This window comes from Chroococcidiopsis cubana SAG 39.79 (assembly GCF_003991895.1).
Lineage (GTDB): Bacteria > Cyanobacteriota > Cyanobacteriia > Cyanobacteriales > Chroococcidiopsidaceae > Chroococcidiopsis > Chroococcidiopsis thermalis.
On record NZ_RSCK01000154.1, the window covers coordinates 1 to 8,812 of the forward strand.

Annotated in this window: 11 protein-coding genes; 7 read left to right on the forward strand and 4 right to left on the reverse strand. The window is 44.6% G+C overall.

Annotated elements, in window-relative coordinates; all coding sequences use genetic code 11:
* On the reverse strand, nucleotides 1-202 hold a 202-nt coding region (locus DSM107010_RS39085; RefSeq protein WP_158631953.1), incomplete at its 3' end, for a hypothetical protein.
* Between the two features lie 243 nt (nucleotides 203-445).
* Between DSM107010_RS39085 and DSM107010_RS35390 the strand changes: the two genes are divergently transcribed.
* The 4 genes from DSM107010_RS35390 to DSM107010_RS35405 all read left to right on the forward strand — a co-directional run bounded on the left by DSM107010_RS35390 (nucleotide 446) and on the right by DSM107010_RS35405 (nucleotide 2,421).
* A complete protein-coding gene (locus DSM107010_RS35390) occupies nucleotides 446-949 on the forward strand; it encodes a photosystem I reaction center protein PsaF subunit III (RefSeq protein ID WP_015153891.1) in 504 nt (167 codons plus the stop codon).
* A gap of 40 nt (nucleotides 950-989) precedes the next feature.
* Nucleotides 990-1,124 carry a photosystem I reaction centre subunit IX / PsaJ gene (locus tag DSM107010_RS35395; RefSeq protein WP_015153890.1) on the forward strand — a complete coding sequence of 45 codons (135 nt, stop codon included), beginning with the start codon at nucleotides 990-992 and terminating at the stop codon, nucleotides 1,122-1,124.
* A 221-nt stretch (nucleotides 1,125-1,345) separates the two neighbouring features.
* Nucleotides 1,346-1,501, forward strand: a complete 156-nt coding sequence (locus DSM107010_RS35400; RefSeq protein WP_015153889.1) for a photosystem I reaction centre subunit IX / PsaJ — start codon at nucleotides 1,346-1,348, stop codon at nucleotides 1,499-1,501.
* Between the two features lie 386 nt (nucleotides 1,502-1,887).
* The gene (locus tag DSM107010_RS35405; protein ID WP_015153888.1) at nucleotides 1,888-2,421 is read left to right on the forward strand and encodes a photosystem I reaction center subunit XI; all 534 of its coding nucleotides are present in this window, start codon (nucleotides 1,888-1,890) and stop codon (nucleotides 2,419-2,421) included.
* A 71-nt stretch (nucleotides 2,422-2,492) separates the two neighbouring features.
* On the opposite strand, the gene gmk is transcribed toward DSM107010_RS35405, so the two are convergent.
* Both gmk and remA read right to left on the reverse strand, forming a co-directional pair.
* Nucleotides 2,493-3,107, reverse strand: a complete 615-nt coding sequence (gmk, locus tag DSM107010_RS35410) for a guanylate kinase (RefSeq protein ID WP_015153887.1) — start codon at nucleotides 3,105-3,107, stop codon at nucleotides 2,493-2,495.
* Nucleotides 3,108-3,173: 66 nt separating this feature from the next.
* Nucleotides 3,174-3,437, reverse strand: coding sequence for an extracellular matrix/biofilm regulator RemA (remA, locus tag DSM107010_RS35415; protein WP_015153886.1), 264 nt, complete (start codon nucleotides 3,435-3,437; stop codon nucleotides 3,174-3,176).
* A 341-nt stretch (nucleotides 3,438-3,778) separates the two neighbouring features.
* Between remA and DSM107010_RS35420 the strand changes: the two genes are divergently transcribed.
* From DSM107010_RS35420 to DSM107010_RS35430, 3 genes are all read left to right on the forward strand, one after another.
* On the forward strand, nucleotides 3,779-5,521 hold the full coding sequence (locus DSM107010_RS35420) for an Rqc2 family fibronectin-binding protein (RefSeq protein ID WP_106168737.1): 1,743 nt from the start codon (nucleotides 3,779-3,781) through the stop codon (nucleotides 5,519-5,521).
* A 68-nt stretch (nucleotides 5,522-5,589) separates the two neighbouring features.
* The gene (locus tag DSM107010_RS40980) at nucleotides 5,590-5,802 is read left to right on the forward strand and encodes a hypothetical protein (RefSeq protein WP_041462411.1); all 213 of its coding nucleotides are present in this window, start codon (nucleotides 5,590-5,592) and stop codon (nucleotides 5,800-5,802) included.
* 305 nt (nucleotides 5,803-6,107) lie between these two features.
* The gene (locus DSM107010_RS35430) at nucleotides 6,108-6,641 is read left to right on the forward strand and encodes a DUF5331 domain-containing protein (RefSeq protein WP_015153884.1); all 534 of its coding nucleotides are present in this window, start codon (nucleotides 6,108-6,110) and stop codon (nucleotides 6,639-6,641) included.
* A gap of 2 nt (nucleotides 6,642-6,643) precedes the next feature.
* Here the strand turns inward: DSM107010_RS35430 and DSM107010_RS35435 are convergent, their stop codons facing one another.
* Entirely contained in the window at nucleotides 6,644-8,299 is a 1,656-nt protein-coding gene (locus DSM107010_RS35435) for an iron uptake porin (protein WP_106168738.1), read from the reverse strand.
* Nucleotides 8,300-8,812: the final 513 nt, after the last annotated feature.

Genomic DNA, 8,812 nt, shown 5'->3' on the forward strand with positions numbered 1-8,812 from the left:
GGTGTGGGGTGTGGGGTGTGGGATGTGGGATGTGTGGGGTGTAGGGTGTAGGGTGTAGGGTGTGGGGTGTAGGGTGTAGGGTGTGGGGTGTAGGGTGTGGGGTATGGTGAATTAATTGCGACTTGCGACTTGCGACCTGCGACTTGTCTTGCTCCCTCAGCAACCTTGTCCCCCTTGTCCCCCTTCGCCCCCTAATCCCCACTCCCTCCGGTCGCGGGGGCCCCGAGTTCCCCCTTGTCTCCCTTGTCTCCCTGACAACTGGTTACTGATAACTGATAACTGCTCCCTACTCCCTATATTAAGTAGCTTAAACTTTGATTTGCTCTAACTTTACTAGGATCGCGCGCGAGAGTATGATTGCTTCCAAGTGCGTGCAAACATACTGTACAAACTGATTCATTTTGTAAAATAAACTTTTTGTTTTGTAACAAAAGGAAACAATTCCATGCGTCGATTGTTTGCGCTGATCTTAGTTATTGGTGGACTGTGGTTTACATTTGCTCCACCAGCTCAAGCACAGCAAGTTAATTTAGTACGTTGCAGTGACTCTCCTGCATTTGTTCAACGGGCACAAGCAGCCCGCAATACAACTGCCGATCCGCAATCGGGTGAAAAGCGGTTTGAGCGGTACGCTCAAGCAATGTGTGGTCCTGAAGGTCTACCCCACCTGGTTGTTGATGGTCGTCTCGATCGCGCTGGCGATTTTTTAATTCCTAGCATTATGTTTCTCTACATTGCCGGTCAGATCGGCTGGGCGGGGCGTGCCTATCTGCAAGCCACCAAGAAAAAGTATGCTAGTGAAACCGAAATCAAAGAAGTCATCATTGATGTTCCCTTAGCATTTCAGAGCATGGTGTCAGCGTTTGCTTGGCCCCTAGCCGCCGTGAAAGAGTTGCTCTCAGGCGAACTCACTGCTAAAGACGAAGAAATCCCCATTTCTCCGCGCTAATTGAACGTTACTTTGTTTGAAATACTTGGGAGAGCTACAAATGCAACAAAAATATTTTCTGCAATATCTTTCTCTCGCACCAGTTTTGCTATTTGCATGGCTGGCTGAAACAGCTGTGTGGTTAATTGTGTTTAACTACTTCTTCCCCGATCTTCTCTTCCATCCCTTGCCATAAGTAGGGGTGTTTGAGCTAGAGGTGAGGGGATAGATCGGAGAGAATTGCGATCGTTGCTACTCTTTTTTCGTTCTGTTCTCTACCCTCTGGTTCTTAACAGCCTGACGGTCGATCGACCAAGCGGATGATGGCGGTTTGAAACTCGCAAATTACTATCAATTAAGTGCATAGCGCGTTTCATGCTTTAGCAAATCATTACACTGGTCGGGAGACCAAAATTCATGCAAAAACAGAACGAGAACGAACAAAAACACTATCTTCAGAGGTATCTTTCCTTAGCTCCAGTGCTGGCTGTGGTTGCTGTATCTGTGGCTTTCACGACTTGGGCAATTTTTAACTACTTTTTTCCTGACTTACTTTTTCACCCAATGCCGTGAGCTAAAACTAATTAGTTTCTCACATCTAGCTAGAGTCTGAAATTTAAGCATGTAGCGCTACACATAATAAGTTCTAGAGATAGCCCAATATTATAAGTCTCAATATTGAGTATTAAAATTGGAATGACAGCATAAGCGATCGCGCGATTGGTAGATTTTACATAGAAAAAATAGTTTTGCACAACGCAAAAAGAAGTAGTTTTGCACAACGCAAAAAGAAATAGTTTTGCGCCACGCAAACAGAGTGAGAACTCGCGTGTTTGCTGCTTGCTATAAAGCGGCGATCGCTAAATTAATTTTTTTTAACTTCTCTGTCTAAATTGATATTTGGCTACAATTATTCACCTAAAATGATGCCACGACCTTATTGATATCATACGGAGAATATGGCGCAAGCAATAGATGCATCTAAAAATAGACCCGGCGATCCTAGAAATCAAGAAGTTGTCTTTCCTGCTGGGCGCGATCCTCAGAATAGTAACTTAGAAACACCAGTAAATTCTTCCGGCTTGGTGAAGTGGTTTATTAATAACTTACCTGCCTATCGCCCAGGTATTACCGACATGCGGCGGGGTTTGGAAGTTGGGATGGCACATGGCTATTGGGTACTCGGACCCTTTACTAAGCTAGGTCCGTTACGCGATACAGATGTTGCCAACATTGCTGGATTGATCAGTACTTTAGGTATGGTGGCAATCATGACTGCTACTATGGCTTTGTATTCTGCTAGCAATCCACCTCAACCTGTTGCTACTACTACCACTGGTGGTCAAGTTCCTTCTACTTTCAAATCACCAGAAAGCTGGAACAACTATATTAGTGGCTTCTTGATTGGAGGCGTTGGTGGCGCGGTGTTTGCCTACTTCGTGCTAACAAATATAGCTATCATCAAGAACGTTTTTGGTGGGCTATTTTCATAACGTAGTTTGGTAATAGGTAATAGGTAGTTGCTGTTTGTCAATTACCTGTTACTCATTACCAATTTAATTTGTTAATCTTGCCTAGAATCGGGAAATAAAATAGCTTCTATTTCTTGCAGTGCCGCTTCCCGATTATCGTTGATGACTTTGTAATCGAATTCACCAGCAGCATTAATTTCGGCTTGAGCGCGGCGCAGACGACGAGCGATCGCCTCTTCTGAATCTTGACCGCGACTGCGCAAGCGTTGCTCTAGTTCTTCCATTGAAGGTGGTAAGATAAAAATGCGTAGCACTTCAGGAAAAGAAGCGCGGATTTGTCTTGCTCCTTCTAATTCAATTTCTAAGATGGCAGTTTTTCCCTCGCCGATCTTTTCTGCCACTGGTTGACGAGGAGTCCCGTAGCAGTTACCTGCAAATTCAGCCCATTCTAGTAATTCGCCGCGATCGACCATTTGTCGAAATTCTTCACGGCTCGCGAAGTAATAATGTTTGCCGTGAATTTCTCCAGGGCGAGGGCTGCGCGTCGTGACTGAAATTGACAGGTAAAGCTGGGGGTGACGCTGCAAAAGCAATTGCATGAGCGTACCTTTGCCTACGCCACTAGGACCTGTGAGTACAATCAACCGACCAGCCTTCGAGCCTGGAATTACGGTAGGAGAAATTTGAGTAGGCAAACCTGTCGTCATCCGCGTTCCCAATTTTGTAGTGAAAAAAACGAAATGGTTTATTTCACATACTACTGCTTCTCCAGCTCAATTGTCTCCATGATGGTCGCGACCGATCACAAATCGATTCGCCACTGTTTCCGGTTGGATTGCTGAGAGAATCACATGGCTGGAATCAGTTACGATCACAGCCCGCGTCCGCCGACCGTAGGTCGCATCGATTAGCTGTCCTCGATCCCGTGCGTCAGTAATGATACGCTTGATAGGTGCGGATTCTGGACTGACAATGGCAACGACTCGGTTAGCAGATACAATGTTGCCAAAACCGATGTTGATTAACTGAATGTCCATGATAAATTAACGCAAAAAATGCGGCGCGAGAGGCAAATAAATATCTACTTTTCATGGTATCTATAAAAATTTGGAGTTACAAGGCTAAAATCACCCAAAAACCAGGCTTTTTATTTAGTTCGAGCGCATTTTTATCCAATATCTATCTTTAGATATCCTTCAAAAGACAGAGAAAAGAAAAATTAGTTATTAGTTATCAGTTGTCAGTTATCAGTAATCTGACTTCTGACACCTGTACGGGCGAGTTTACCAATAGTCTTTGACTCTGACCAGTATTTCTGGTGAACCCGCCCCTACAATTTTTGACTTCTGAGTTCATCCCTTACCCCTAGATCCCTCAATTGCAACCAGTTGACTTCACGACACTTACTGCTGCTTGTAGCGAGTTGAGTAAAGATTGGATTCCAGCTCGTTTGGAGCAGGTTTATCAACGCGATCGCTACACGATTTTGCTAGCGCTACGGACACTCGATCGGCGTGGATGGCTAGAAATATCTTGGCATCCTCAAGCAGCCCACATTTGCATCGGTACTCCACCACCACGACAACCAGATACTTTTACTTTTAGCCAACAATTACTGCACCAACTTAATGGTTTAGCTCTCACTTCTTGTCGTCCCGTCGTCCCTTGGGAACGAGTTGTCGATTTACAGTTTGCCCGTCGTCCAGGGGAACCCGTACTTTGGCACGTATACGTGGAAATTATGGGCAAATATAGTAATGTCGTCCTGACAAATACTGCAAACGAGATTACTACAGCCGCACATCAAGTCAGCCCCCAGAAATCGAGCGTGCGTCCAATTCAGACTGGGCAAAGTTACGAATTACCACCCGCACTGACGGGGACAGCTCCAGCTTTAGATGAGCCGTTTTCGCGCTGGCAAGAACGGGTAAGCCTCGTACCATCGGCTTTAAAACGCTGTTTGCTCAAAAGCTATCGCGGTATCAGTCCTACTTTAATAGAGGCGATCGCGCAAGCAGCTGATTTAGATCCAGAGCAATCTACAGATAGCTTGACAACAGAAGATTGGCAGCAGCTATTTCATTACTGGCAGGCGTGGCTGCAAACATTAGCAACAGCCCAATTTTCTCCTGGTTGGACGGCAACGGGATACACGGTTTTAAAATGGAATGCGATTCAGCCTGTAGCAAGCGTTCAAGAGTTACTTAACCAATATTATACAAATCAACTCAATAGACAGGAATTCAGCCAACTCCAATATCAGTTAAGTCAAAAAATTCAGAGCTTATTGGCAAAATTACAGCAAAAGATCGATAGCTTTAAAGCGCGTTTGCAGCAATCCGATCGCGCCGATAGCTATCGCCAACAGGCAGACTTGTTGATGGCTCACCTCCAAGAATGGCTGCCAGGGATGAAGTCAATTACGCTAGCAGACTTTGAAACGGGAGAACCAATAGCGATCGCCCTCAATCCCGAAAAAAATGCGATTCAGAATGCCCAAGGTTTATACAAGCAAGCGGGTAAACTCAAACGAGCAAGAGGTGCGGTAGAACCGCTACTAGCCGAGGTAGAACAGGAACGCGATTATCTAGAGCAAGTCGAAGCCGCAGTTGCTCAAGTCGATAAGTATCAATCTACAGAAGACTTGGAAGCTCTCAAAGAAATTCGCGAGGAGTTGATCCAACAGAAATATCTCAAAGCACCAGATTACGGACGGCGAAATGCGAATGAAGATTCCAGCGTTAATTTTCATCGCTATTCTACCCCCAGTGGCTTTGAACTACTCGTCGGACGCAACAACCGCCAAAACGACCAATTGACTTTTCGCGTTGCCGGAGATTACGATCTGTGGTTTCATGCTCAAGAAATTCCTGGCAGTCACGTTTTGATGCGGGTTACACCTGGGGCTGAACCAGAGGAAGCAGACTTACAGTTTGCAGCTGACTTTGCTGCCTACTACAGCCGCGCCCGTCAAAGCGATCGCGTACCAGTGATATATACAGAGCCGAAATATGTTTACAAGCCAAAAGGAGCAAAGCCAGGAATTGCCATTTACAAACAAGAGCAGGTGATTTGGGGGCAACCTTTGCAAGCAGAGCAATATCTGCAACAATCGAACTAGTTACACGCACGGATGTTAAGTCTGACGCCCCTCGCAGAAGTAAAAATTTACTCCTCTCCACTCAAGGCATGGCGATCGAACTTAATGATTACTTCAAATTATTGCCTTGCAACATCTACCTTCTGGCTCAGTTAAGTCAAGAATTTGTGAATTTTGTTAAAAAAGTCTGTGTTTCTCGTTACAATATCAGTTGGGAGGAAAAGCTTTTGCCCGCTGTAGCGATGGGAACGCACAGTTTTGGTATTCCTCAATATCGTAGCCGACAACGTAATATAAGTTGACTGGACTAGCTATGGGAAGCTGGTCTTTTTTTTGAAGTCAAAAGTCAAAAGTCAAAAGTCAAAAGTCAAAACTGAGGAGTTAGGAGACAATTCAAGTTGCAACTCGCAAGTCGCAATTAACTCGCCACACCCCACACCCTACATCCTACATCCTGTTTGCTAATGACAAATGACCACCAAAGGCAGAAGAGGGAATAAGGGTGAGATAATGAAATGAAACAATTAGAAAAGTGCGATCGCATCTTGACTTAGGTGCAAGACTTAGCCATGCTGTTTTGTTGTTTGAACTGCGATTGAGGTAGGTCGTGAACATTCAGCAACTACGCCACGCTCTTAAGGTCAAATGGCTGATTTACTATCAGCAGAACCGCCCTTGGTTGACTAAAATTCGGATTTGGGGAACGTTTGATGGCAAGCGTCGCCCTTGTTCTAGTTTCATTTTGGCAGTCGTAACCAACTTAGAGCCAAAACTAATTGAGGTGCTGCCTTTTGTCGCCCAGTTAAATAGCGACCCCGACCAAATTGTAGCGGCTTTAGGGCTAAACTTTAATCCAGACGAGGAGTTGAAAGCTTCAAAAACACCGACAAAGCTACAGATAAGCTCAGCTAGTAACGGTGTTGTTTCGCCTATGCAGGCAGCACCATATCAAAATGGTAACGGCAATGGAAACGGGCATGGCAATGGCAGAGCGCAACCGACTCAAGTGCCAGTACAATCACCTGTACGCTCAAGTTACAAACCAGAAGATCGAGTTCCGCCACGATTGCCCGTCACGAATTTGCCAAATTGGGTAGATGAGTCATGTAAGGGGGTAGGACGCAATCCTACCCAGATTTAGTCCTAGAACCGAAACACAGTTCTAATTGCACCGATGATGATGTCGTCATTATCGGCATTGTGGTCTGGTGCAGTTAACCAAATAATTGCCGGAGTCACTTGGATGTTATCTGTGAGTGCATACTTGTAAAACGCCTCCAGATGCAAAGAGGTATCGCGATCGGGGCTACCGAGATTGCTGTCAAGTTCTGTTAGTCTCGGTTCCATGCCGACTATAATACCGCCTACGCTACCTTCTTTGCCTAAGTCAGGAAAGTTCAAGCTAGCTGCCCAAGTCCACATACTCCCATCTCCCCTACCAATATAACGATGGTTGGCATGTCCCACCCAACCGCTAATAGCTAGACCCGGACTAAGCCTAAACGTACCCGAAAAACCGTAGGCATTGACGCTGACGGGTCTACCAAAGCTGCTATTCGATAGGTTACTACCAGTACTCGTACCAAAAGGCGTTAATTCGGTATTTGGCTCTACATCAGGATCGTCGCCTCCAGTGGGGGAGTAGGAGTTGATATAAGACAGACCGAACCTAGAGTTGTCACTGAGATTGAAGATGATCTGAGCTAATCCAGCATACGTACCGTCGAACAGACCGTTCTGTGGGAAGGGGTTACTAGCGTTATTGGTGGGAACTAGATAGCCCAAATTTAGTTCGATTTGGTCATTAAAGAAATGCCTGATTCCTATACCAGTACCAGCACTGTAGTTATAGATTGGGTTGCGCAAACCGAACAATGATACGGCATTGCCATCTAAGAAGGGAGTCAACTGGTAGGAAGCATCGAGATCGACAAAACCATTACCCGCCGCCGCTAAGTAAATGTTGGTGCGATCGCCCACCGGAAAACGATAGCGCAGTAACCCCAGTTGGGCATCTCCGCCTGTATCGCCATCAAATTCGATCCGCCCTTCGTTTGTCAGTGTTTCACCGCTATTTGTCCCGCCTAGAGGGACGACGTTACCCATTTGCAAACGTGTTGTGAGTTGATCTTCGCCCGTAAAACTAGTTTGTAAATTGAGGCGCACCCTGTAACTCGCAGTTGGGTTAGTATCTACTGGTTCGCCAGCAGCATTGTCACCCTCAATCAAACTGATGAGGGCAAAGATAACTTCTCCTTCCAACTTAGTTGTCGTCGAAAACTGGTTGGCTTCTAGTTCTGCCGTCGTTGCTTCTAACGTGTCAACCCTACCGCGAAGAGTTGCAAGTTCGGGAGCAAATTCTTGCTGTAATCTTTGTATTGTTGCTAAATCGTCTTTACTAACAGTGTCGGCGCTACCTGTGGCAATTAATTCGTTAATTCTGTCTAAAGCTGCATTTAATCCAGCTGCAAATTCATAGCGAGTCATTGCCCGATTACCGCGAAAAGTGCCATCGGGATAACCCGCAATAACTCCATATCTTTCTACTAAAGATTGCAATGCCTGAAACGCCCAATCAGTAGGTTGCACGTCTGATAATTGCGAGACAGATGTAACTTGGGCTAGCGAGTTTTCTGCTAGACTTTGTACTTTAGTTTCTTCAATCGAATTAAGCTCGGAGGAGATCGCCCGATCTGACGTTGATATATTTGTTTGCGCTGCTAATAAATTGATACCTGCAAACGGAGCTATTAAGATGCTAAGTGTCAATAAGAAGATATATTTTGTAAATCTTTGCATTTTTCACCACACTCAAAAGTTTTTTATTTGTCATTTGTAATTCATGCATAACAATGGTACGAGCAAGCATTTCAAAAACTGCTCGTAACTGTGTTATGAGGAGCGAAAACAGCTATAACTTGAGAGAAATTGATTTTTTTCTAAGTTGTCACTGATTCTTCCATTGGAAATTCAACCGCAAACATCTACGGTTGAATCTATCTATGCATGAGCTTTCGCAGCTTTTTTTTGACTAGCAGATAAAATATGATGTTTCTGCCAGGTCTCTTTTGTTCGATTTTATCCCGCTCGAAATAAAATGTTAGTTATCTGCAAAAGACCCACTATTTCCTCAATTTAGCTACTAGAAAAAAGGCAAACATCCATCTACAGAAATAGTTAAAAATGCTACTTTTTCTGAGATTAAAAGCAATTATAAATTTTCAATAGTTATTAACGAGACTTAAACAAAAACTTAAGGTTAAATGAGCTAAGATAGATACATAGCAATAGTTTTACATCAAAGGTAATTTC

What these genes read in the sequence shown, in the direction of transcription:
- DSM107010_RS35390 (WP_015153891.1), top strand. Translation starts at nt 446, where the DNA reads ATGCGTCGATTGTTTGCGCTGATCTTAGTTATTGGTGGACTGTGGTTT.
- DSM107010_RS35395 (WP_015153890.1), top strand. Translation starts at nt 990, where the DNA reads ATGCAACAAAAATATTTTCTGCAATATCTTTCTCTCGCACCAGTTTTG.
- DSM107010_RS35400 (WP_015153889.1), top strand. Translation starts at nt 1,346, where the DNA reads ATGCAAAAACAGAACGAGAACGAACAAAAACACTATCTTCAGAGGTAT.
- DSM107010_RS35405 (WP_015153888.1), top strand. Translation starts at nt 1,888, where the DNA reads ATGGCGCAAGCAATAGATGCATCTAAAAATAGACCCGGCGATCCTAGA.
- gmk (WP_015153887.1), bottom strand. Translation starts at nt 3,107, where the DNA reads ATGACGACAGGTTTGCCTACTCAAATTTCTCCTACCGTAATTCCAGGC.
- remA (WP_015153886.1), bottom strand. Translation starts at nt 3,437, where the DNA reads ATGGACATTCAGTTAATCAACATCGGTTTTGGCAACATTGTATCTGCT.
- DSM107010_RS40980 (WP_041462411.1), top strand. Translation starts at nt 5,590, where the DNA reads ATGGCGATCGAACTTAATGATTACTTCAAATTATTGCCTTGCAACATC.
- DSM107010_RS35435 (WP_106168738.1), bottom strand. Translation starts at nt 8,299, where the DNA reads ATGCAAAGATTTACAAAATATATCTTCTTATTGACACTTAGCATCTTA.